Here is a 23,908-nt window from a genome sequence, read left to right on the forward strand (position 1 = left end):
AAAGATTTGTATTCTTGTATTTGAGCGATAACTTATCCTATAATGCGCCAATTTTCATTTAATGTATCTAAAGGTGGATAGTTTCTTTCTGCTAAAAATTCAGTTAAAGCAATAGAGTGAGGAAATTCTTTTCTAAAACTATCAGATAAACAATTAATTAATGGCTGAGATAATATTTGAGCATATTTACCTCTCAAACAAAGATCATACCAATTTATTAGTTCAGATTGACAAACAATACCTCTTACTCTTTGTCCCCATGAAATTTGTGTTGTAATCATTTTAATAACAGCTACATCAGCATCACGACAAACAATAACAATATGATCACTTTCTATCTGATCAACAATATTTTGTGCTAATTCAGGATTTAAAGTTAAATGCTTAATTTGAATTGCTGGTCCAAAATTCGCCCACATATCTAAACCTCTATCTGCGGCATTAGTTACTCCTACTCGATAGATATGAGCTTTAAATCCCCATGAGTTTTTCCCTTTTTCAATCCCTAATAATACTTTAGCTAAATCAGAAAATTCATTTAATATATCTTGTTTTGCAGGAGGGATAGAAATATTAATTTCTGCATCAAGAGCTACAACAATAGTTTCAAACAAACTATAGGCTACAATTTCATAGGCTTTATCAATACTTCTTCTAATTCCAGGTTGAGTAACAAATAATTCTAATAAATATTTTAAACTAAATTTATCTGTTGCTGTTTTATTTATATATTCAATCACGCTACTTATAGTGGATTGTCTTTCACCAAAACTTAGATATATGTAATGCTCTACTCCTCCTTCAGTACGTTTATTTTCTTGATCAAGAACTGAAAGTATTTCAGGAGGCATTGCTGTTTTAGTCCATATATCATCTTGATATTTAGATGAAGATGTAGATACTTTATTTAATAATCTGTCCGTAACCAAATCACGCCATTGGCGTGACTGAGTTCTATATGTTTCCTTGTCCAAGATATCAATATCTTTCTCTAAAGGTGAACGTCTCAAAACTTCTGCAATTTGAATAGGTTTATACATATCAACCCTAGCTTTTTTGATCAGCATATCAAGTTGTTTTTTAGCTTCTTGAATTGTGTACATAATTTTTTGAGATAGATGAATTATTTTCAAAAAGATTTAATTGATGAAATAGTGGATTTTTAGATACACTAGATTTGATACTTTTTGTTACCATCAGATTAATCATAACATCAATAACACTAGCCACACAGGGAATAGCAATAGCATTACCAGTCAATTTCCTCATAGTTTGATAACTTCCCACCACTTGATAATATTCAGGAAAACCCTGTAATCTCAACATTTCCCTTTCAGTTAACCTTCTTTCTCCATTAACTAATAGATAATTATAGGATGCTCCTGCTCTTAATGCACAAGAATAAGGATATACACTAATATTACCAGATTTATTTTCATGCCATATTGTTGGTTGATCATCTTGTTGATTAGGTTTAACTTTTTGTAACCGATTTTGTCTAATCTTTTCCGAAGCATAATAAAAGTCAGAAACGGAATTTTCTAATATTGTTGATAATGGTTGCATGGGAATTTTTATCAATGGCCATTTAAAATTCTCATAATGATGTTGATTTTTAAAACCTATAATTAAAATTCTTTCTCGTTTTTGTGGTAGTCCAAAATTTAAGGCATTAACAATTTTATAATCTGTGTAATATCCTAAATCTTGTAAATTATCAATAATAATTTTTAACGTTTTTCCCTGTTGATGTCCTTGTAACTGTTTGACATTTTCTAATATAAAAGCTGTGGGTTTTTTAGCTTGAATAATTCTAGCAATATCAAAAAATAATGTACCTCTGGTATCTGCAAAACCTTTAAGTTCTCCACAAATACTAAAAGGTTGACAGGGAAAACCAGCCAATAATATATCATGTTCTGGAATATCATTTTCATTAATTTTAGTAATGTCTCCCGCTGGAGTTTCTCCAAAATTTGCTGTATATATTTTTTGCGAGTCTATATCAATATCACTAGAAAAAACACATTGAGAGGAAATATTATACTGATTACAAATCATTTCAACGGCTATTCTAAATCCCCCTGTACCACAAAACAAATCTATGAATTTAATCATTTTTATCCTCATTGTTAAATATTGATATACACATGATTTTAAGCTGATATTATAATACTTATTGTTTCAGTATACAGCAAATCCTGTAGGGTGCGTTAATGAAATGTAACGCACCTTATTACTGGTTTGAATGCAGTTGCAAATTTTCAGTGCGATTATGAGAGAGCAAGCAATGGCAGGCATCTTTCGAGACAATCATCAAATCATTATCTTTTGCATCATTCCAAACTATCGGGTCTATTATTGCTTTCATCCCTACATCCCGAACATGAAGCGAGTTTCGATTGTAATATAGTCTCTGTAATTCATAAGTAGCAAGTGTATTTCTATTTTAGCGATTTTCTGAAAAAACTTGTAGTACAATATAAACTAAATTATAGCACTATGTCCACGTGACACAAAAAATGATAAGGTTATTACCTTTAAAATACCTTATCGTTTATCAGTATGTCAGTCTCTACCACTATCTCTCAACTGCTTGAAGTTCTTGTAGCTGAACCTGTGAATGTATCTGTATCTACCTTAGCCCAGTTGGCTGGTATACAAACAGATACCCGCATTTTGCAACCGGGTGAGGTCTTTTTGGCTTTGCGAGGGGAAAAGTTTGACGGACATGATTTTGTGCCAACAGCGATCGCTAAAGGGGCTATATTGGCTATAGTTGATTATGGCTATGAAAATCAAAATCCGGGTTTTCCGATTTTGCGGGTTAAAGATACTTTAAAAGCATATCAGCAAATTGCTAAATGGTGGCGGGAAACCTTTTCTATTCCTGTAATTGGCATCACTGGTTCAGTAGGTAAAACCACCACTAAAGAACTAATTTCCGCAGTTTTAGCTACAAAAGGAAAAGTTCATAAAACCTACGGGAATTTTAATAATGAAATAGGTGTTCCCAAAACTCTTTTAGAATTGACGAAAGGAGATGATTTTGCTGTTATAGAAATGGCTATGCGGGGAAGGGGACAAATTGCCGAACTCACAGAAATTACTAAACCAACAATTGGGGTAATTACTAATGTGGGAACAGCCCATATTGAATTACTTGGTTCAGAAGCAGCAATTGCTGAAGCTAAATGTGAATTATTAGCCACAATGCCAGATCATAGTATCGCCATTCTTAACTATGATAATCCCCGATTAATGGCGACAGCAGCGAAATTTTGGCAGGGTAAAGTTATCAGTTACGGTTTTTCTGGTGGTGATATTCAAGGAGAATTAATTAATAATGAAATCGTAGAAGTTGCTGGAAAGCGTTTACTTTTACCCTTACCTGGTCGTCATAATGCTAGTAATTTTTTAGCAGCTTTAGCCGTAGCTCAGGTATTAGAAATTGATTGGCAATTATTACAATCTGGTATCATGGTAAATATGCCCATAGGTAGAAGTCAACGCTTCACTTTACCTCATGATATCGTGATTTTAGATGAAACCTATAATGCCGCCCCAGAAGCCATGTTAGCTGCTTTACAGTTGTTAGCAGACACACCAGGAAAGCGGAAAATTGCGGTTTTAGGTGCTATGAAGGAACTAGGAGAAAGATCCGCAGAACTGCATCAAAAAGTCGGGGAAATGGTCAAAAATTTGCATCTTGATGGGTTGTTGGTGTTAGTTGATGGTCAAGATGCGGAAATTATTGCTAATAGTGCCGATAATATATCTTGTGAATGTTTTACTACCCATACTGATTTGGTAACAAGATTGAAAACATTTATGCAAACGGGAGATTGCTTATTATTCAAAGCCGCCCATTCTGTGGGATTAGATCGAGTTGTTAATCAATTACGGGCAGAATTTACCAATTAAAGACAATTGAATATTGGGTTTAGATATGTTGTCTATCTCATGTAATTTAGACAAAATAAACTTAATTAAGTCGGTATTTTCCGTAAATCTAATCCACAATAAAAATGACATTTTTTGTAGAGATGTTGCATGAAACATCTCTAAAATACGTTCCTGGTAAGTTTCAAAAACTGTAAATTAATAAACATCTTTTAACTGCTAATTACCATGAATAACTAGACAAAAATAGTTCAATTAAGTCTTATCCATTGAGGTCAAAGCCTTGAATTTATCAATGATTTTGGGAAGAATCAGAAGTAAGGTTAGTCTATAGCAAGTCTAATCTCATTTATCTTTTGTCAAGACAATTCATCAAATCAAGGAGTAATTATCATGGCTAATATCCAAATATCTGCACTACTTCCTATCGGTTATGATTTATTTAATGATGCTACTAGTTTTCTTAATGAACTAGCTACCGAGGAAGTACAAAACGTTGTTGGTGGACATAGGTATTATGGTTATGGCGGTTATGGCGGTTATGGCGGTTATGGCGGTTATGGCCGTTATTATGGCGGTTATAATCCCTGTTGCGGCTGGGGTTACTGCTAAAACCTAAAAAATAAGCTGTTGATTAACAGCTATTAACCATAGTCAGAATAGTGATTTATATTTTTAACTACTATTCTGACTGTTTATAAAAAAAGCCAAATATCCAGTTTTTGGTATTCCTGAAATTTTGACTTTTGTTGTAGTTACTTACCAAGAGAAAATAATTGTAGAGAATTTCTCCGCCAGATAATTAGCAAAAGATTGGTCAATAAACAAGTAACTGCTAGGGACAATAAAATATAAGTTGGTGCCATGACTACACCAATCATAAACCAAGTATAAACGTGCAGCACCATGACACTGGCAAATAAACAGGCTAATCCTGTAGATATCCATACTTGACCCAGGGGACGATTTAGGAAGGTGAGGATAATCGTTAATAAGGTTGTTAGGATATTGGCCGGGACAAGAAAGGCACAAATGCCTATACAGTTGTTGCGGGAAAACTCAGCTAAGGTGTTGAAATCTAACATTGATTTTTGGGGATAATTGTCGGTACTTATGATTAAGTTTTATTGTAAATAATAGATTAATAAGATTATAGTATATCAAAAGTGAGTAATCATAGTATTTATGTTACTTTTTTTAAAGAATTAGCCTTGACAACTAAATTTATTCATAATAGAGACGCTGTATAAAACGTCTCTATAAGATTTCCCAAGTGAAAAGGTGGGATTAACCCATCAAAATCACAGTATCAATAACATGAATCACGCCATTATCTGCAACAATATCGGCGGCTAAAACTGTAGCATTTTTCACCTCAAAACCATGATCACAATTAATTTTAATAGGAGAACCTTCCACAGAAGTTACTGTACCCAGTTTTGCCAAATCATCCTTTGTTAACTTGCCAGGAACGACATGATAGGTTAAAATCCGTGCTAACTGGGGAAGGTTTTGTAATAAAGTTGTAATTGTGCCGGGGGGCAATTTGGCAAAAGCATCATCAGTGGGTGCAAACACGGTAAATGGACCGGGACTTTTTAATGTTTCTACTAACCCAGCAGCGGACACAGCCGCTACCAAGGTTTTAAACGCATCATTACTAACTGCAATATCAACAATATCAGCCATTAATTTTACCTCACCTTATATCTAGCAAAGGTTCTAGAAAATAGTAAATCATGTTTAAGTTTAATTAGCTACAATTCTGGTAAAATCTGACCTGATGATTTTTCTATACATAATATGGTTAAACGCACTTATGCAATATTGGGAACTGGTGCATTAGGCGGATTTTATGGTGCAAAACTGCAAAAATCCGGTTTAGAAGTTCACTATTTACTCAAAAGTGATTATCAACAGGTAAGGGAAAACGGTTTAATCATTGAGTCTAAAGACGGTGACTTTACCCTCCCCCAAGTTAATGCTTATAACAATGTAGAAAAGATGCCACAGTGTGATGTGGTAATAGTATCATTAAAAACTACTCAAAATCAACTTTTACCCGATCTATTACCACCAATAGTTAAGGATAATGGGACGGTATTAGTATTACAAAATGGACTGGATATAGAGGCAGAAGTGGCGGAAATTGTCAGCAATGTTAGCATTATTGGTGGCTTATGTTTTCTCTGTTCTAATAAAGTTGCACCAGGGCATATTCATCATTTAGATTATGGACAAATTACTTTGGGGGAATATACATCTAATTATCAATTAACTGGCATTACTCAAAAAATGCGGGAAGTTACAGCAGATTTTGAAAATGCGGGCATATCCATAGAACTATTAGAAGATTTACTATTAGGACGGTGGAAAAAATTAGTCTGGAATATTCCCTACAATGGTTTATCTGTAATTCTTGATGCGAGAACTGATGAATTAATGGCAGATATTCATACTCGACAATTAGTAGAAAATTTGATGTGGGAAGTAGCAGCAGGGGCAAAAAGTACAGGCAGAATTATTCCTGAAAGTTTTATTCAAACCATGTTAGATTACACTGTAAAAATGAAACCCTACCGCACCAGTATGAAGATTGATTTTGATGAATGTCGTCCTTTAGAGATAGAAGCAATTTTTGGTAATCCATTTAGAAAAGCCGAAGCAGCGGGTGTAAATTTACAACAAATTCGCTGTTTATATCAACAATTGAAGTTTTTGGATATGAGAATGAGAAAATAAATTTTAAGTTTAACTAATTTAGGACTTAGGTACAAGTCACTGAATAATGAACCACGAAGGAAAGAGTTTCTCCAGATATTTTGCATAACTCCTATAATTACTAAGCTAAATTGATCCTCTTTTGTAGTATAGTCGGCTGTAACAGTACCTTGGCATGAGTTTTTCAGGAGTTAAAGAATGTCCATACCAGCAGACCCAGTTAAATTGATGAAGCAAGAAGTTGGCAAGGCCGCGGCCAATTTGGTAAAATCAGGTTCGATAGTCGGTTTGGGTACAGGTTCAACCACAGCCTACACAATTCAGTATTTAGGAGAACGGCTCAAATCTGGAGAACTTGAGGATATTGTCGGTATTCCCACCTCATTTCAGTCAGAAGTTTTAGCAAAAGAGTATGGCGTTCCCCTCACTACTTTAGACGCTGTGGACCATATTGATATTGCTATAGATGGTGCGGATGAAGTAGATCCCCATAAAAACTTAATTAAAGGTGGTGGTGCCGCGCATACCCGCGAAAAGGTTGTAGATTACTTGGCAACACAGTTTATTGTGGTCGTTGATAGTGGTAAACTAGTAGATAAACTGGGTTCTGTGTTTGCTGTCCCTGTAGAAGTCATTCCTATGGCGCTTACTCCTGTCACTAATGCTATTAAATCGCTCGGTGGTAAGCCAACACTGCGTATGGGTGTAAGAAAAGCAGGACCTGTGATCACTGACCAAGGTAATATGGTTTTAGATGTGACATTTGATCAGATCGAAGATCCTGTAAATCTAGAAAAAACTCTGAATAATATTCCTGGTGTTCTGGAAAATGGTATTTTCGTCAATTGTGCAGATATCGTTCTTGTCGGTGAGGTTATTGACGGTAAACCTGTTGTTAGACAGCTTTAATTTTTTGATGTAATGGTGTAAGTTAATGGTTAGAAAAAAGGAAGAAAATGGTTTTTTAGTACCCTTTTTTCTAACTGAAACTCAATAAATTATCTATTGAGTCTGGTATCAGTGAACGGGATTTTTTGTCTCACGCAGAGGCGCAAAGGTCGCAGAGGAAGAGAGAAATACCTGAACATATTTGATTATTTATATGTTATTTATATGGTTAATACAGCAGTTTCCGAAGTTAGGAGGTAAGCCCAGAAAGAATAAAAATAGATATCGTCATGAAAGCATATTTAACCTATCTCTGATATTTTATTTCATAAAAACGGGAATTGCTGTGATTGTGGGAGTGTTTCGGAATCAGAAATACCCATGATACAAAAATGGGATTTTGCTGAAAAAGTCGTTTTTTAGCTAACAAACAAACTAGCATCGACTTTTAAAAATTTCCCCAAAATATTAGCTTGTTCTTGCGTCACTCCCACCTCACCATTAATTATCTGAGAAACCAAATTACTTGAACCAAAAATAGAAATTAAATCATCTGTTTCCAAACCCTGCGCTTCCAGCAAATGCAAAATTCTTGAAGCAGGAGTAGAAATATTTAACTGATAATGCTGACTTTCAAAGTCTTCAATTAGCCTCATTAATAACTCCAATAAGGTATCTTCTTCTGAAGTTAGATGAGAACGAGAAAGTAAATCTTCCACAACTGCTAAAAACTGCTCATTTTCTTCCTCCGTTTTTATTACTCGTGGTTGATACTGGGACAGTAATTTGCTGTAAGCGTCTGAATTAAAAGTAAGGGTCATTTTTCCAGTAGTCTTTGTCATATTCTGCATGAGTTAAGACATATTTAATATAGATTACCTGTTTATCATAATTAATACTAGAAATCAAACGGTATTTATTGCCTTTAATATTGAAAACTGTGAAATTACCAACAGCTTCAGCTTTAGGATAAACAGATTGTACTTGTACTAAATTACGCCAATCAGCTTTACTAGCAGTAATATACCAGTCGTCAAGAATTTCACAACTGTTTGCGTGTTCCTGACAAAAATCTCTGAGCTTTTTCCGGCTGATAACGTGCATTAAACAAGAAAAATTAAAGACAATAAATAGATAATTTCTAGTTTATCACCAATTACCAATTACCAATTACCAATTACCAATTACCAATTACCAATTACCAATTACCCATTATTCATTCTCCTGGGTACAACTAATACTTTATCAACCCGATTTCCGTCCATATCCATAACTTCAAAGCGCATATTATCCCATTCAAAATGATCTGCTGCTGCGGGAATACGTCCTAAATGGGTGATCACAAAACCTCCTAATGTTTGATAATTTCCCCTTTCTTCAGTTTCTAATTCTTCGAGATCAAATAGTTCTAAAAACTCTTCTATTCCTAACATTCCATCTACTAACCAAGAACCATCTTCCCTTTGTACTGCTTGGGGTTCTTCTTGTCCTGGTCCTGCGGGAACATCACCGACTATTTCACTCATGATATCATTCAGGGTAACTAATCCCTGTATGACTCCATATTCATCTACGACTAAGGCCATGTGAGTCGCGGTTTGCTTAAATAGTTCTAAAACTTTTAATCCCCGTGTACTTTCGGGAACAAATACGGGTTGACGTAATCCCAGGGTTAGATCTAAGGGTTCATTACGTAAACTTCTGGCTAGTAAGTCGGTGACAGGAATTATACCGAGAACTGTATCCAATCCCCCTTGACAAACTGGATACCGAGAGTAGGCGCTTTCGGTCATTTTTTGGCGGTTTTCTTCAGCAGGATCTTCCAAGTCTAACCAGACTATATCAGGTCTGGGTGTCATAAAGGAGGTAACGGGGCGATCGCCTAATCGGAAAACCCTTTCTACCATGTCTTGTTCGGCTTCTTCAAAGGTCCCTGCTTCCGTACCTTGTTCGATTAAGATTTTAATTTCTTCTTCTGTGACTTGGGGTTCTTCTGAGGGTGTAATTCCTAAAATTCGCAATACTAGGTCTGTAGATGCACTCAAAAGATAAACTACAGGTGAGGCGATTCTTGCTAAAGCCCGCATAGGTATAGCTACAAAAGCGGCGATTTTTTCGGGGTTATTTAAAGCGAGACGTTTGGGTACGAGTTCACCGACAATTAGGGAAAAATAGGTAATTAGTAAAACCACTATCCCAAAAGCGATCGCATTACTATAATTGGCTAAAATGGGGACTAGCTTAATATAGTCTTCTAGTCTTTTGGCAATAGTAGCACCTCCGAATACACCATTAAGAATATTAATCAGTGTAATCCCCACCTGGACAATAGACAAAAAATGATTGGGAGATTCTGCTAATTTTAATGCAGCCCTAGCGTTAATATCCCCTTGGTTAACTAACTGCTGTAGTCTAACTTTCCGGGACGAGACTACGGCCATTTCCGACATGGAAAACACACCGTTGGCGAAAATTAGCACCAAAATTGTGAAAAGTTCAAAAGAGAGGGAAGACATTTTTAAAATTGCTGGTATAAAGAGTAAAATTATACGGAGTTCCAAAATTCGGGCTAATGTTAATTAAATCTGACTTATTTTAGTATCCATTATTTTAGGTGATTCTCTTAAATACTTTGACTATAAACAAAGTAGTGGTCAGATTTCTTCTATCTATTAGCAGTTAAGAGTCTAATTATCAAGTAAATATTCAGTAGGGTGTGTTACGCTGAAAGTAACACGCTTTAGTAAGATGTTACTAGAATTATACAAGTTAAATCCAGTCTGGTTGATCTAAGGTTGACTTGATAAATCATTTCTAGGCTAGATTTTTTGCCCCTTCACTGTCAAGAGAGCGATTAAAACTTTTAAAATAGTTGATATCAAGGGCTTCTAGATTTTCATATCGGTAACAACTGCCAATTTAGCGTAAAACTTATGCCATTTTCTTCTATTGTCCGTGCTTTGTCCCGATCTTTGCTGACCGCAGAACTAATCACTAAACTCAACAAACAACAGGAATTGCGGTTAAATGGGATTTCTCGTTTCCCCAAGGGACTGGTAGCTTCAGCATTAGCAAATTATGAAGATCAAAATTTGTGCGTGGTCTGTGCTACTCTGGAGGAAGCTGGGCGGGTTTTCGCCCAAATGGAAGCCATGGGCTGGAAAACTGTCCATTTTTACCCTACTTCGGAAGCTTCTCCCTACGAACCCTTTGACCCTGAAAATGAGTTAAGTTGGGGACAAATGCAGGTTTTAACTGATTTGGTTAATTGTCAGTCGTCAGCGGTGGCTGGTCAATTAGCTAAGAATAATAATAATATAGCCATTATTGCCACTGTAAGCGCATTACAACCACATTTACCACCACCGGAGGCGTTTAAGTCATTCTCTGTGACTTTGGAAAAAGGAATGGGTTTTGATTTGGATGAATTTGCTCTAAAAATCACTGTTTTGGGATATGAACGAGTTCCCCTGGTGGAAACTGAAGGACAATGGAGTAGACGAGGGGATATTGTGGATGTGTTTCCGGTGTCTTCGGAGTTACCTGTGCGCTTGGAATGGTTTGGAGATGAAATTGAACAAATTCGGGAATTTGACCCGTCTACCCAGCGTTCAGCTTTGGAGAAGGTAGAAAAAATTACCCTCACTCCCACAAGTTTCGCACCGATAATTTTAAACGGATTGAAAGATGATACATTGTTAAATTCGGACGCTTTACCCTTTTTAGAAGGGGATATGAAGGAGGACAATATAGAGGGGAGTCGGCGGTTTTTGGGGTTGGCTTTTACAAAACCCGCTTCATTACTTGACTATTTACCTAAAAATACTTTTGTGGCCATTGATGAGCCAGAGCAATGTTATGCTCATAGCGATCGCTGGGTGGAAAATGCTCAAAGTCAGTGGTCAGTGGTCAGTGGTCAGTTATCTGTTGAATTACCTAAAATTCATCGCAATTTTGATGAGTGTATAGCAGAAATTAGTAATTTTAAAAAATTATACTTATCAGAATTATCAGAAGAAAATAGTGGTTTGAATTTGGGGAGTAGACCTTTACCGGTGACTCCTCACCAATTTGCTAAATTAGCGGAGACAATTAGGAAAGAACGCGATCGCAATTTTGCAATTTGGATACTTTCGGCTCAACCTTCCCGTTCGGTTTCTCTGCTACAAGAACACGATTGTCCCGCGCAGTTTATTCCCAATCCTCGTGATTATCAAGCCATTGATAAACTACAAATTAATCATACACCAATTGCTCTAAAATATTCTGGTTTAGCTGAATTAGAAGGTTTTATTTTACCTTCTTATCGGTTAGTTATTGTCACTGATAGAGAATTTTATGGACAACATTCCTTAGCTAATTTCGGCTATGTCCGTAAACGTCGTCAAGCGACATCTAAGCAAGTTGATCCTAATAAATTACGTCCAGGGGATTTTGTTGTTCATCGTAGTCATGGAATTGGCAAATTTGTCAAATTAGAAAGTCTGACAATTAACGAGGAAACCCGTGATTATTTAGTTGTTCAATATGCAGATGGTTTATTAAGAGTTGCTGCTGATCAAGTTGGTTCTTTATCTCGATTTAGAACCAATGCAGATAAACCTCCAGAACTGCATAAAATGACTGGAAAAGCTTGGGATAATACTAAGAATAAAGTCAGAAAAGCGATTAAGAAATTAGCAGTAGATTTGTTAAAATTGTATGCAGCGCGATCGCAACAACATGGTTTTTCCTATCCCGCAGATATGCCTTGGCAAGAAGAAATGGAGGATTCTTTTCCTTATCATCCTACCACAGATCAATTAAAAGCGGTACAAGACGTAAAACGGGACATGGAAAGTGAGAGACCCATGGATAGGTTAGTATGTGGAGATGTGGGTTTTGGTAAAACTGAAGTAGCAATTAGGGCAATTTTTAAAGCTGTCACCGCAGGAAAGCAGGTGGCACTTTTAGCACCAACGACAATTTTAACTCAACAACATTATCACACAATTAAAGAACGTTTTGCACCTTATCCAATTAATGTAGGTTTACTCAATCGCTTTCGTAGTGCGGAAGAAAAACGGAATATTCAAAAACGTCTGGCAACTGGGGAATTAGATATAGTAGTTGGTACACATCAATTATTAGGAAAAAGTGTGCAATTTAAAGATTTAGGACTTTTAGTAATTGACGAAGAACAAAGATTTGGAGTTAATCAAAAAGAAAAAATCAAAAGTCTGAAAACAGAAGTTGATGTTTTAACTCTTTCCGCTACCCCTATTCCCAGAACCTTGTATATGTCATTATCAGGAATTAGGGAAATGAGTTTAATTACCACTCCACCCCCCACCAGAAGACCAATTCAAACCCACCTCGCACCCCTAAAACCGGAAATTGTCAGAAGTGCAATTCGTCAAGAATTAGATCGAGGTGGCCAGGTATTTTATGTAGTTCCGCGAGTAGACGGAATTGAAGAAACCACTGCAAATTTGCGGGAAATGGTTCCCGGAGGAAGATTTGCGATCGCTCATGGTCAAATGGACGAAAGTGAATTAGAATCAACTATGCTGACTTTCGGAAATAATGACGCGGATATTCTTGTTTGTACGACAATTATCGAATCTGGTTTAGATATTCCGCGAGTTAACACAATTTTAATTGAAGATGCTCACCGTTTTGGTTTATCTCAATTATATCAATTGCGGGGTCGGGTCGGTCGTGCGGGAATTCAAGCTCACGCATGGTTATTTTACCCCAAACAAAGAGAATTATCCGATGCCGCTAGACAAAGATTAAGAGCAATTCAAGAATTTACTCAACTCGGTTCTGGATATCAATTAGCAATGCGAGATATGGAAATTCGCGGTGTGGGTAACTTGCTAGGTGCAGAACAATCTGGTCAAATGGATGCAATTGGCTTTGATTTGTATATGGAGATGTTAGAGGAAGCAATTCGAGAAATTAGAGGTCAAGAAATACCCAAAGTTGAAGATACGCAAATTGATCTTAATCTCACTGCATTTATTCCTTCCAATTACATTACTGATCTTGATCAAAAAATGAGTGCTTATCGCGCTGTAGCCACGGTAAAATCAAAATATGAATTAAAACAAATCGCTGCTGAATGGACTGATAGATATGGTACTATACCCCTACCAGCAAATCAATTATTGCGCGTGATGGAATTAAAACAATTAGCTAAAAACCTGGGATTTAGTCGCATTAAACCAGAGAATAAACAGCATATTGTTTTAGAAACACCAATGGAAGAACCAGCTTGGAATCTATTAGCAGAAAAGTTAACTTCAAATATGAAATCTCGGTTTGTTTATTCTCCTGGAAAAGTGACAGCAAGAGGTTTAGGAGTTTTTAAAGCAGATCAACAATTGCAGACTTTAATTGATACTTTCATGAAAATGCAAGGAGCAATTTCTGAAACTCCTTGAGTTTGATTTTGTAGATTTTGGAGGTTGGGTTAAGTAACAGCGCAACCCAACAACAGTTTTTTATCAATCTCAATTAAAATCTAAATAGAGGTGACAATGGTTTTACAACTAATCAGACATCAATTTACAGTTAAACAATTTCACCAAATGGCTGAATTTGGTATTCTGTCAGAAAATGAGCGAGTAGAATTAATTCGGGGGGAAATGATTGATATGTCACCTATTGGAAGAAGACACGCTGGTTGTGTAAATAGATTAGTTAATCTGCTAATTCAGCTTTTAGGAAAACGGATCATTCTTGCACCTCAAAACCCAGTAGTTTTAAATGAAACTTCTGAACCCCAACCAGACATAGCTTTATTAAAACCACGTCCAGATTTTTATAGAAATTCACACCCCCAACCAGAAGATATATTTTTGTTAATAGAAGTGGCTGACACAACTGTAAAATATGATCGGGAGGTGAAAATTCCTTTATATGCAGAAGCAAATATTCCTGAAGTTTGGTTAGTAGATGTTAATCAGGAAATTATCGAAGTATATCGAAATTCTCTTGAGGTAATTTATCAAGATGTACAGAAGTTAACAAAAAATCAAAGTTTATCAACTTTAGCTTTTCCTGATGTGAGTATTCATCTGAGTGAACTATTTTAGTTAAATTTTATGCCCTCTTTGCGGTTAGAAACCGCTTTTACAACAGCCAAAACTGAAACTCCTTGAGTTTGATTTTGGAGGTTGGGTTAAGCGACAATGAATTTCCCAATTGGGATTAATTAGGTATCCCGCAAAAAAGAATGTAGAGACGTTCTATGAAACATCTCTACAACAATTTTAGAAACCGCACATTTAATCAATTGGATCAATACCCAGTGCGCGTAACTGTTCTGCTAACCTTTTAGCCCGTTGGCTTTCCTGTTCAGCCCGTTGACGTTCCTGTTCAGCCCGTTGCTGTTCCTGTTCAGCCCGTTGACGTTCCTGTTCAGCCCGTTGCTGTTCCTGTTCTACCTTTTCTACAGCCCAGGGTAACAAATTACCTGCTTGATCCCACCACCGTAGCCAGTAACCTATGCGACCTTCCTTTTCCCCTTCCCACAATCCCAAAAATAATCCCATATCTGTAATCCAGTAACGATTATTTGGGTCTATTGGCTGTAATTTATACTGTCCTGACTCAAGTTGATGAACTTCTAATACAGCAGTCAGGGGATCAAAAATTACATAAGTAGGAACTTGGAGAATTTGTTCATAAAAAAACCATTTTCCGGGGGGGAAAGTGCGTCTAGCTGAGTATTCTTTTCCGTCAGTATCTGAGCAAAATTCCATGACAATACTGGGAATTTCCCCTTCTAGGTGGGGTGTATAGCTGCGTCTATCTGTCACCCCAGATAAGGGTAAAACTGTCCGCACAAAAAACCAATCTGGAGCTTTGACAACAAGTTTACCATCCATGGTGGCACAGATGCCCAAATTTGCCGCTATGAGCATGGTGGGTTGAATATATCCACTTAATTCTAGACTTTCTCGTAATGCTCCAGCAATTAATGGTTGTGCAGTGTTTTCCACAGGTTCTTCTTCTAAGATAAAATCTTCGGGTAATGCTTCCCAAGAAATTGTCACTTTTGATAGTTCGGCAACGGTCGGTATTGGAGTAGCAACCATAACTCTAACTCCCTGGGTATTTTGGGGATTTTTGGTAATCTAAGATTTATATTGTCTTATTATAGCTGAATATTTACCAGGTTCAGATCCCCGACTTTTTTAGGAAGGGGGGGATCTTTGTTAGTTATACACTATACAAACTCTTCACCCATTCCCATTCCTGGGTTAAGCCATTTTTTAAGGATACTTGGGGTTGATAATTAAGGATTTTTCGGGCTTTGGATACGTCAGCAGCGGTGTGACGGGCATCTCCCATGGCTTTTTCGATATAATGGCGTTTGATGGGTTTAGCGACTATTTCCGCCATGGTATCTAAAACTTCTGATAAAATGACTCTACTGCCGCCGCCAATATTGAAAATTTGCCCTACTGCTTCTGGTACAATACTAGCAGCTAAGTTAGCAGCGATCGCATCACTGACAAAAGTAAAATCTCTGGTCTGTTTTCCGTCACCATAAACGGGAATTGCTTCGTCCTGCAACACTGCTTTAAAAAACTTATGAAATGCCATATCTGGCCGTTGTCTTGGTCCATAGACCGTAAAATAACGTAAGGATACAAACGGGACACCAAAGTTTTTATGATATAACATTCCCAACTGTTCAGCCGCTAATTTAGTAATACCATAAGGTGACACAGGTAAAGGTTTAATTTCTTCATGGGTTGGTAATGTTTCCGCGTCACCATATATGCTAGATGTAGATGCAAACACTAATCTTTTTAAATTTTCAGCATCTTTAACAGCTTCTAATAAAACTTGTGTAGCGTTAATATTCCGTTCAGTATAAGCTCGAAAACCCTTCCCCCAACTGGCTCTAACTCCAGCTTGGGCCGCTTGATGATAAACTAATTGGACATCTAAAAGCAGTTTTTGCCAATCTAAAAATTGTATATCCCCTTCTACTAAAGTAAAATTGGGGTAATGTTGAAAATTGGCGATATTTTTCCACTTCAACAGGGGATCATAATAATCATTAAATTCATCAATACCAATTACCTCTTCTCCCTGTTTTAATAATGTTTCAGCTAAGTGAGAACCAATAAAACCCGCAACTCCAGTGACAATGATCTTAGTCATTTTATATTTTGTGATTTGGCTGTAATTTTGTTTAACAGCCTAATATTAATTATTTATAACTTAGTCTAACTAAGGACATAATTTTTCCATAGATATTCAATAATTTACTGAAAAAATATAAATCTTTACAAAATCAACAAATAGGGAGATACCCAACTTCTGCAACAAGTCGGGTATCTATTTTCTCCGCAGATTCTATCTATAATCCTGTCTTTGAATATCCCGTAATCTAGCAGCATCACGCATATTATAATCACTACGAGTAAAGCGATTTAACTGCATTTCAAAAAATTCTCGATTTGCTTGTAAATGCTGGGGATTTTCATCATCTAAAGGATATAAAAGAGCAGTTCTTAAAGCTTGAATTACCGCAGATGTTACATTGTACATGGAACGTTGAAAAGTAATTCCCAATTGAATTAAAATATCCTCTTCTCCTCGACAATATTGTTGATAATAATCAACAAGATATTGAGGCAAAAAATGCAACATATCTTGCATTAATAATGTCGGAGGAATACCTGCTGTACCGACGGGAAATACATCAGCATAAAGAATACCATAATGGAAGTCTTTTTGGTCTTCTGGAACTTCCCCTGCTTGGGCATTATATGACTTTGTGCCTCTAAATGGTGCGGTGCGATAAAAAACGGCTTCCACATAGGGTAAAGCGGCTTCATATAACCAGGTAAACGCTTTTGATTTGGGGATAATTTCATAACATTCACCGTCAATATAAACATGATGGTAAATGGGGCGACCTGCAATAGCAAATATACCATTTATGAGAAAGTTCATAGCGTCAGGTACACTTTTGAAACCACCTTCATCATAAATATCTGACATTTCAAAAAATACCGGTGCCATGACTTCCCAGAAAAGTCCTAAATTAGAATAATAGGACATCATCCGACACTGTTCCAAAAACATATCAGGAAACAGTTTATAAAGTCCCAACATTAGAGGATTTTTCCGAAAATAAGCTTTAATTGCTTTATCTGCATTGGCTTGATATTCGGCTGAATCTAAATAAGCATCAAATTGGTTTACTGGTGCATACATTTTGCGGTGCCAAAGCATAGCCTGCATACAAGCTTCGGCAAATTCCATGTTGATTCTATCATGGAATAAATGATGGAATATTTTCGGCATTTTAATGGTTTCACCTTTTTCCATAAATGCCAAAAGTTCTGGGTGTGCAGTAGCTTCACCTCGCCAAATTCTTAAATCAGCATCATCACCTGCATAGTGATTATGGAGGTCTAAATATTCCTGTGGTAGGAAGTATTTAAAAGCTGGTAAAGGATCTAAAAATACCCTTTCAGCAATATATAATAAATCTCGCCAATAAAAATCCATCGGTACGGCATAAGCTTTATAAATACCGATAATTTGCATTAAATTTTCTGGGGTATCTGGTAACATTGAACCACCAGCTTCTAAGCGATGAATAATTTCTGCAAATTCGTGTTTTGAAGGAGGAATTTTGGCTTTTGGTTTTTCTGAAGTTTGTACCATAATATTTTTTGTGTTTGTTAAAACAATAGTGTATCTGTTAGTTTTCAAACCCTCCCGGAAATGAACTTCCGGGCTAATAATCAAAGTAAACTAAAGTTTACTAAAAAATTTTCGGGTTATTTAGTCATCTTGAGATGATTTTTGCTATGAGCCTGGGAATTTATTCCCAAGCTATATCATTTTAAGGCAATTACCGATTTTTCAGTGGGGGAAATTGCGGCTACCATAGCGGTAGTTGTGGTTTCACTCCAACGAACTAACCAGGTGGGTTGTACTCCCAAAAAGATAATTAACAATGCTAAAATTAGTGCAGGAATTTTTTCTGCCCAGACGACTCTAGGGTAGTAAGCTAGGTTATTTTGCAATTTACCAAAACAGGTACGGTTAAGAAGAATGACAAAATAAACTGCCGTTAAACCAGAGGCAACTACACATAAAATTGTGGGAACTGGAAAGCTGGAAAAACTGCCTTGAAAGGAAATAAATTCAGCAATGAAACCTGTTAAACCGGGAATACCAGAACTTGCCATACCACCTAAAACTAGCAAGGCACTAATTAATGGTAAACCGCGAATAGGACTCATTAAACCATTGAGTTTATCTAATTCTCTTGTACCAACTTTAGTTTCAATAATTCCCACTAAATGAAAGAGAATAGCGAGAATGATTCCATGACTAAACATTTGGGCTACTGCACCAACTAATGCTAAAGGTGTGGCTGCGGCTGCTGCTAGTAAAATATAGCCCATGTGGCCGATAGAACTATATGCTACCATGCGTTTGATGTCCTTTTGGGCAATGGCTACAACCGCCCCATAAATCGCGCTAATTGCTCCCCAAATTGCCAATGTTGGGGCGATAATATGCCAAGCTTGGGGAAACATTCCTAAACCAAATCTTAATAGGCCATAAGTTCCTAATTTGGCTAATATTCCACCTAATAAAATAGCGATAGGTGCGGAAGCTTCTACGTAAGCATCTGGTAGCCAGGTATGGAAGGGAATTAAGGGAATTTTGATCCCAAAACCTAGAACTATTCCTGCTAATAATATTAATTGCATTCCCGCAGAAATCTTTTCAGTGGCAACAGCATCAAAAGCAAAACTGTGAGAACCTGTTAACCATACCATTCCTAAAAATGTGGCTAAAATTAAAGCCCCGGAAATGGCTGTATAAATCAGAAATTTCATGCCGGCATAAGCTCGTTTTTCCCCGCCCCAAATGGAAATTAGTAAATAAAAGGGGATTAATTCCAATTCATAAAACAGGAAAAACAGAAGCAAATTTTGTGATAAGAAAGCACCGGCTACCCCACCACTAACAAACAAAATCAGGGCATAAAATAACCGAGGACGTTCTGTATCTTTACTGCTGCTGTAAATAGCAATCCAAGTGAGGAAGCTATTTAATACTAACATTAATATTGATAATCCATCTACTCCTAATTGATAACTCAACCCCAGGGTTTCATTCCAGGGTAAATATTCGGTGAATTGCGTCCCCGAATTGCTGATATCAAATTTTAACAAAATCAAAATATTCCACAGCAAAACTAACCCTGTAATGATTAAAGATGCTAAACGAATTCGACTCGCGGGAATATCTTTTCTTGGATAAAAACCGATGATTATAGCGGCTATAATTGGCAGCCAAATTAAAACACTCAACATATTTATGATCTGGGAATTGTTAATTGGTAATGCTATAAGTCGGGTGCAAATTAAAAAATTAATTTCATGAACTGCACACCCCAAAAAGGCCATGACAACCAAGCGCCTAAAACACCTACTCCTAAAAGCACTGTCAGGGCATAGGTTTGAGTTTGTCCATTGTTACTATATTTCAACCCTTCACCACCTAAAAGAGAGAATAAACCGACAAAGTTGACGATACCATCTACTACGAATCTATCTAGGATATCGGCAAATTTAGAAAGTTGGGCAACGCCGAAAATAATGGTGATTTTGTACAGTTTGGGAGTGTAAAAGTCATAAGCAAATAAATTTTGTAAACCTTGCCAGGGTAAACGAATTGGTTTAGGAATGTTGCCTAAATAGATGATGCTGCTAATACTGCAACCAAATATACTTGACCAAATTAATAGTAGGGCGACATCTTTATTTAATGTTGCCCAGTCAGGAAGCAATGACAAGCTTTGTAATACTAAAGGCAGGTGTAAAACAAAGCCTGATAAAATCATCATTGGTAAAACCATTAACCAAATAGCTTCAGGAGAACGTTCACTCATTTGTTTAGGTTTACCAGCAAAAATTAAACCAAATTCCCTAGTTAAACTGAATGTAGTTAAGGCATTGACAATAATAATTATTCCTACTAAAGTCGGATGTGTTGCCCATAAACCATCAGCTAATTTGAATAATGCCCAAAAACTACCTAAAGGGGGAAAACCTATTAAACCCAATGTACCAATAATAAATGCTAAACCGGACATGGGACGACGTGACCATAATCCACCTAATTGGGTAACATCTTGGGTGACACTATTCCAAACAATTCCCCCGGTACTCATGACCAGTAATGCAGAGGATAAAGCATGGGTGAGGACTAATAGTAGCGCAGCTTCATTTTGTTGTGTGCCTACGGCAATAAATACCAAGCCCATGTAAACACTAACACAATAGGATAAACAGCGTTTAATGTCAATTTGAGCGATCGCAATTAACGCCCCACCAATGGCTGTTACTGTACCAATAGCCACCATTACAGAAGCTGCGACGGGAGATAAACTAAATACAGGTTGTAATTTAATTAACACCCATGCCCCACTGGCGACGACCACCGAATTTCGTAAAATTGTACTAGGAACAGGTCCCTCCATTGCCTCATCTAACCACAAATGTAGGGGAAATTGGGCGCATTTACCCATCGGACCTGCAATTAAGCCCAAACATACTAAAGTAATAATTGTGGGGTCAACATTCGCCGTAGCCGCCCAAGCAGTCAACTCTGCATAATTCCAAGTCCCTGAAAGTGTCCAAAGTCCTAAGACACCCATTAATAAAAACAAGTCTCCTACCCGTTTGGTTAAAAAAGCATCTCGCGCCCCAGTCACTACCAAAGGCTGACTAAACCACAAACCTACTAATAGGTAAGTTCCCAAGGTAAGGACTTCCAGAATTACATAACTAAAAAATAAATCATTACACAATACTAAAGCACAAAGACCCGCTTCAAATAATCCTAATAAGGAAAAGAAACGTCCCCAACCCCAGTCCATTTCCATGTAACCAATAGCGTATATCTGCGCCAGCAAATTTAAGCCGGTAATAATAATTAACGCCCCCACACTAACAGCAGAAATTTCTAAATTAATGGTGAGATTTAAACCCGCTGTTGACAACCAAGGAATAAATACTTCTTTAGCTGGATGATTCCAGGTAGCAAAGAAAGCAAAGACAGCATGAAAAAATGAGCAAAAGGTCATAACTGCGTTTACGTATCCCGCTGGTCGAGGACCTGTTTTGCGAATTATTCCTGGTGACCAGGGTATGGCTAAAAGCCCACCTATCAAAGCATAAACCGGGACTAGCCAAATAGTATCTAGTAAATACTGACCCATTCAATTACCTCTACAATTTGCAGCAAAACTTAAAGAAAACACAGCAAATACCGTTGATCCCTATTAATCTAGTGATCATTGATAATCGCAATTTATTTTTATTTAATATTATTATGAACAGTTTACCCTTATCTGTAACAAAAATAAATTATTTAAGTAGATGAATTTGCAATGATTTCTGTAAGTGATTCTTATATTTCTGTACATTCGATTATTAAATAGTAACCATCATGTTTAATCTATAGATTAACTTTTCAAGCAGTATCTATAATCTAGGGGCAGTATTTACCACCCCATTTTTTATACTTTAACAAGTAACTTACATAGTGACCCAGGTAAATTACTGACTGTAATAACTACTTGTGGGCTGAGTTGACTAGTAGGGGCTGGTTTCATATCCCGATAATCAATAATTTGGACAACAATGAGGTAAGCAATAGCCAGAAGTATAGAAATTACCCCTGTAATAATCGCAACTATCTGAGAACGGTTCATAAGTGTTTCCTGTAAATTAAGTAAATCCTGCAAATTTAAGTAAATAATGATTTTAGAGATTTTTCATGGCTGAATATGGCCACTCCCCCCCGGCTATCGGCAACGTTAAAGATAGTATAGTATCAATATTAGGACTTATGCAAGATGTGGCTAAAAACCTTATTTTTGTGTAACATAACTTTTCTGAAATTAAGCTTTATGTCACTAACTGAAGAAATTCTTTCTCAACTCCCAGGGGATATTTTAGGTGGCTTGCGTCGTGCAGATGCCATTTTAACATCTCTAAGAGATAATAACTCACCCATACCAAATGTAGTTCAAGAAAATCCCGAAAATTTAGAATCATTACAATTTGATGTCATTATTTGCGGTGGAACTTTGGGAATTTTAATTGGTTGCGCTTTAGCTGTGCGGGGTGTGCGCGTAGCATTATTAGAAAGGGGAATTTTGCGAGGAAGAGAACAGGAATGGAATATTTCTCGCCAAGAGTTAAAAGTATTTCGGGAATTGGAATTACTAACGGAAGCGGAATTAAACCAGGCTATTGTTACTGAATATAATCCCGCACGAGTTAGCTTTCCAGGAGGTACGGAAGTTTGGGTGGAAGATGTTCTTAATATTGGTATAAGTCCTATTTATTTACTCGAAACCCTAAAAAAACGCTTTCTGAATGCTGGAGGAAAATTATTTGAAAATACACCATTTAGTAATGTAGTAATTCACAAAAATGGAGTTATTATCAATAACCAATTTACCGCAAAATTGTTATTAGATGTCATGGGAAATCTATCACCAATTAGCCAACAAGCACGTCAAGGAAAAAAACCAGATGCACTTTGTTTAGTTGTGGGAACTTGTGCTACAGGATTTCCTGAGAATAAAACTGGTGATTTATTATTATCTTTTACAGCATTGGAAAATCAATGTCAATATTTTTGGGAAGCATTTCCCGCTAAAGACGGGAGAACAACTTATTTGTTCACTTATTTAGATTCAGCGCCAGAAAGATTGAGCTTAGAAACTTTATTTGCTGAATATTTCCGTCTATTACCAGAATATCAAGGTGTGGAAATTAATCACCTCAATTTTCAACGGGCCTTATTTGGTTTCTTTCCCAGTTATCGTCAAAGTCCTTTACAAACTCCTTGGAATCGGATTTTATTTGTAGGAGATAGTAGCGGAAATCAATCTCCTTTAAGTTTTGGTGGATTTGGGGCTATGGTGCGTCATTTACAAAGGTTAACTTTGGGAGTTCATGAAGCCTTAAAAACTGATCAATTATCTGCCAAATCTTTAGCAATTCTCCAACCATATCAACCGAGTTTAAGTGTAACTTGGTTATTTCAAAAAGCCATGAGTGTAGGAGTAAATCAACAAATTAACCCCAATCAAATTAACCAATTACTCTCTGCTGTATTTGCACAAATGCAGGAGTTAGGAACACCTGTTTTAAAACCTTTTTTACAAGATATTGTCCAATTTGGGGCGTTAACAAAAACTTTGTTAAAAACTGGTTTATCTCATCCTTTATTAGTTGCAAAAATCATTCCCCAAGTGGGTTTATTGAGTTTGTTAGATTGGATGTTACATTATGTAAATTTAATTGTGTATACTAGGTTGTTTACTTTAAGTCCAATG

Annotated in this window: 20 protein-coding genes and 1 pseudogene; 7 read left to right on the forward strand and 14 right to left on the reverse strand. The window is 36.6% G+C overall.

Annotated elements, in window-relative coordinates:
- Positions 1–32: 32 nt before the first annotated feature.
- The 3 genes and pseudogenes from FFO06_RS15680 to FFO06_RS21215 all read right to left on the reverse strand — a co-directional run.
- Positions 33–1,103, reverse strand: coding sequence for a HaeII family restriction endonuclease (locus tag FFO06_RS15680; protein WP_137908874.1), 1,071 nt, complete (start codon positions 1,101–1,103; stop codon positions 33–35).
- Positions 1,081–2,118, reverse strand: a complete 1,038-nt coding sequence (gene dcm, locus FFO06_RS15685; protein WP_137908875.1) for a DNA (cytosine-5-)-methyltransferase — start codon at positions 2,116–2,118, stop codon at positions 1,081–1,083. The genes FFO06_RS15680 and dcm overlap by 23 nt, the downstream gene beginning before the upstream one ends.
- A 118-nt stretch (positions 2,119–2,236) precedes the next feature.
- Positions 2,237–2,410, reverse strand: a pseudogene (locus FFO06_RS21215) (DUF5615 family PIN-like protein); the annotation flags it as partial.
- A gap of 155 nt (positions 2,411–2,565) precedes the next feature.
- Here FFO06_RS21215 and FFO06_RS15690 point away from each other — a divergent pair.
- Complete coding sequence (locus FFO06_RS15690) at positions 2,566–3,924, forward strand: UDP-N-acetylmuramoyl-tripeptide--D-alanyl-D-alanine ligase (protein ID WP_137908876.1); 1,359 nt, start codon at positions 2,566–2,568, stop codon at positions 3,922–3,924.
- Between the two features lie 372 nt (positions 3,925–4,296).
- Positions 4,297–4,515 carry a hypothetical protein gene (locus FFO06_RS15695; RefSeq protein ID WP_201275475.1) on the forward strand — a complete coding sequence of 73 codons (219 nt, stop codon included), beginning with the start codon at positions 4,297–4,299 and terminating at the stop codon, positions 4,513–4,515.
- A 143-nt stretch (positions 4,516–4,658) separates the two neighbouring features.
- Here FFO06_RS15695 and FFO06_RS15700 read toward each other — a convergent pair whose 3' ends face one another.
- Both FFO06_RS15700 and FFO06_RS15705 read right to left on the reverse strand, forming a co-directional pair.
- Positions 4,659–4,988, reverse strand: a complete 330-nt coding sequence (locus FFO06_RS15700; protein ID WP_137908877.1) for a hypothetical protein — start codon at positions 4,986–4,988, stop codon at positions 4,659–4,661.
- Between the two features lie 202 nt (positions 4,989–5,190).
- The gene (locus FFO06_RS15705; protein ID WP_028082616.1) at positions 5,191–5,592 is read right to left on the reverse strand and encodes a fasciclin domain-containing protein; all 402 of its coding nucleotides are present in this window, start codon (positions 5,590–5,592) and stop codon (positions 5,191–5,193) included.
- A gap of 114 nt (positions 5,593–5,706) precedes the next feature.
- Here FFO06_RS15705 and FFO06_RS15710 point away from each other — a divergent pair, with 114 nt between their 5' ends.
- A complete protein-coding gene (locus FFO06_RS15710) occupies positions 5,707–6,645 on the forward strand; it encodes a putative 2-dehydropantoate 2-reductase (protein ID WP_137908878.1) in 939 nt (312 codons plus the stop codon).
- A gap of 177 nt (positions 6,646–6,822) precedes the next feature.
- Positions 6,823–7,533: a ribose-5-phosphate isomerase RpiA gene (gene rpiA / locus FFO06_RS15715; protein WP_137908879.1), complete on the forward strand. Its 711-nt coding sequence runs from the start codon at positions 6,823–6,825 to the stop codon at positions 7,531–7,533.
- A 398-nt stretch (positions 7,534–7,931) separates the two neighbouring features.
- On the opposite strand, the gene FFO06_RS15720 is transcribed toward rpiA, so the two are convergent.
- From FFO06_RS15720 to FFO06_RS15730, 3 genes are all read right to left on the reverse strand, one after another.
- Positions 7,932–8,333: a helix-turn-helix domain-containing protein gene (locus tag FFO06_RS15720; protein WP_236097162.1), complete on the reverse strand. Its 402-nt coding sequence runs from the start codon at positions 8,331–8,333 to the stop codon at positions 7,932–7,934.
- Complete coding sequence (locus tag FFO06_RS15725; protein ID WP_137908881.1) at positions 8,317–8,616, reverse strand: type II toxin-antitoxin system HigB family toxin; 300 nt, start codon at positions 8,614–8,616, stop codon at positions 8,317–8,319. The genes FFO06_RS15720 and FFO06_RS15725 overlap by 17 nt, the downstream gene beginning before the upstream one ends.
- Before the next feature lie 101 nt (positions 8,617–8,717).
- Complete coding sequence (locus tag FFO06_RS15730; protein WP_028084457.1) at positions 8,718–10,028, reverse strand: hemolysin family protein; 1,311 nt, start codon at positions 10,026–10,028, stop codon at positions 8,718–8,720.
- 417 nt (positions 10,029–10,445) lie between these two features.
- Between FFO06_RS15730 and mfd the strand changes: the two genes are divergently transcribed.
- Entirely contained in the window at positions 10,446–13,940 is a 3,495-nt protein-coding gene (gene mfd, locus FFO06_RS15735) for a transcription-repair coupling factor (RefSeq protein WP_137908882.1), read from the forward strand.
- Between the two features lie 96 nt (positions 13,941–14,036).
- Positions 14,037–14,594, forward strand: a complete 558-nt coding sequence (locus tag FFO06_RS15740; protein WP_137908883.1) for a Uma2 family endonuclease — start codon at positions 14,037–14,039, stop codon at positions 14,592–14,594.
- Between the two features lie 192 nt (positions 14,595–14,786).
- Here the strand turns inward: FFO06_RS15740 and FFO06_RS15745 are convergent, their stop codons facing one another.
- From FFO06_RS15745 to FFO06_RS15770, 6 genes are all read right to left on the reverse strand, one after another.
- A complete protein-coding gene (locus tag FFO06_RS15745; RefSeq protein ID WP_137908884.1) occupies positions 14,787–15,599 on the reverse strand; it encodes a Uma2 family endonuclease in 813 nt (270 codons plus the stop codon).
- Positions 15,600–15,723: 124 nt separating this feature from the next.
- Complete coding sequence (locus FFO06_RS15750; protein ID WP_137908885.1) at positions 15,724–16,677, reverse strand: NAD-dependent epimerase/dehydratase family protein; 954 nt, start codon at positions 16,675–16,677, stop codon at positions 15,724–15,726.
- A 195-nt stretch (positions 16,678–16,872) separates the two neighbouring features.
- Positions 16,873–18,195 (reverse strand): CO2 hydration protein, encoded by a 1,323-nt coding sequence (locus FFO06_RS15755; RefSeq protein WP_028090925.1) that lies wholly within the window; start codon positions 18,193–18,195, stop codon positions 16,873–16,875.
- A gap of 176 nt (positions 18,196–18,371) precedes the next feature.
- The gene (locus FFO06_RS15760; protein ID WP_137908886.1) at positions 18,372–19,865 is read right to left on the reverse strand and encodes an NADH-quinone oxidoreductase subunit M; all 1,494 of its coding nucleotides are present in this window, start codon (positions 19,863–19,865) and stop codon (positions 18,372–18,374) included.
- Positions 19,866–19,915: 50 nt separating this feature from the next.
- Positions 19,916–21,775, reverse strand: a complete 1,860-nt coding sequence (locus FFO06_RS15765; protein ID WP_137908887.1) for an NAD(P)H-quinone oxidoreductase subunit F — start codon at positions 21,773–21,775, stop codon at positions 19,916–19,918.
- A 300-nt stretch (positions 21,776–22,075) separates the two neighbouring features.
- A complete protein-coding gene (locus FFO06_RS15770; protein WP_137908888.1) occupies positions 22,076–22,270 on the reverse strand; it encodes a hypothetical protein in 195 nt (64 codons plus the stop codon).
- Between the two features lie 198 nt (positions 22,271–22,468).
- Between FFO06_RS15770 and FFO06_RS15775 the strand changes: the two genes are divergently transcribed.
- A partial coding sequence (locus tag FFO06_RS15775) for an FAD-binding oxidoreductase (protein ID WP_137908889.1) occupies positions 22,469–23,908 on the forward strand: 1,440 nt, incomplete at its 3' end.

The organism is Dolichospermum planctonicum (genome assembly GCF_005402965.1).
GTDB classification, from domain to species: Bacteria; Cyanobacteriota; Cyanobacteriia; order Cyanobacteriales; family Nostocaceae; genus Dolichospermum; species Dolichospermum planctonicum.

Coding starts and splice junctions, on each gene's coding strand:
- mfd (WP_137908882.1), top strand. CDS start 10,446: ATGCCATTTTCTTCTATTGTCCGTGCTTTGTCCCGATCTTTGCTGACC.
- FFO06_RS15765 (WP_137908887.1), bottom strand. CDS start 21,775: ATGGGTCAGTATTTACTAGATACTATTTGGCTAGTCCCGGTTTATGCT.
- FFO06_RS15695 (WP_201275475.1), top strand. CDS start 4,297: ATGGCTAATATCCAAATATCTGCACTACTTCCTATCGGTTATGATTTA.
- FFO06_RS15745 (WP_137908884.1), bottom strand. CDS start 15,599: ATGGTTGCTACTCCAATACCGACCGTTGCCGAACTATCAAAAGTGACA.
- FFO06_RS15710 (WP_137908878.1), top strand. CDS start 5,707: ATGGTTAAACGCACTTATGCAATATTGGGAACTGGTGCATTAGGCGGA.
- FFO06_RS15730 (WP_028084457.1), bottom strand. CDS start 10,028: ATGTCTTCCCTCTCTTTTGAACTTTTCACAATTTTGGTGCTAATTTTC.
- FFO06_RS15705 (WP_028082616.1), bottom strand. CDS start 5,592: ATGGCTGATATTGTTGATATTGCAGTTAGTAATGATGCGTTTAAAACC.
- FFO06_RS15740 (WP_137908883.1), top strand. CDS start 14,037: ATGGTTTTACAACTAATCAGACATCAATTTACAGTTAAACAATTTCAC.
- FFO06_RS15760 (WP_137908886.1), bottom strand. CDS start 19,865: ATGTTGAGTGTTTTAATTTGGCTGCCAATTATAGCCGCTATAATCATC.
- FFO06_RS15720 (WP_236097162.1), bottom strand. CDS start 8,333: ATGACCCTTACTTTTAATTCAGACGCTTACAGCAAATTACTGTCCCAG.
- FFO06_RS15770 (WP_137908888.1), bottom strand. CDS start 22,270: ATGAACCGTTCTCAGATAGTTGCGATTATTACAGGGGTAATTTCTATA.
- rpiA (WP_137908879.1), top strand. CDS start 6,823: ATGTCCATACCAGCAGACCCAGTTAAATTGATGAAGCAAGAAGTTGGC.
- FFO06_RS15725 (WP_137908881.1), bottom strand. CDS start 8,616: ATGCACGTTATCAGCCGGAAAAAGCTCAGAGATTTTTGTCAGGAACAC.
- FFO06_RS15750 (WP_137908885.1), bottom strand. CDS start 16,677: ATGACTAAGATCATTGTCACTGGAGTTGCGGGTTTTATTGGTTCTCAC.
- FFO06_RS15690 (WP_137908876.1), top strand. CDS start 2,566: ATGTCAGTCTCTACCACTATCTCTCAACTGCTTGAAGTTCTTGTAGCT.
- dcm (WP_137908875.1), bottom strand. CDS start 2,118: ATGATTAAATTCATAGATTTGTTTTGTGGTACAGGGGGATTTAGAATA.
- FFO06_RS15755 (WP_028090925.1), bottom strand. CDS start 18,195: ATGGTACAAACTTCAGAAAAACCAAAAGCCAAAATTCCTCCTTCAAAA.
- FFO06_RS15680 (WP_137908874.1), bottom strand. CDS start 1,103: ATGTACACAATTCAAGAAGCTAAAAAACAACTTGATATGCTGATCAAA.
- FFO06_RS15700 (WP_137908877.1), bottom strand. CDS start 4,988: ATGTTAGATTTCAACACCTTAGCTGAGTTTTCCCGCAACAACTGTATA.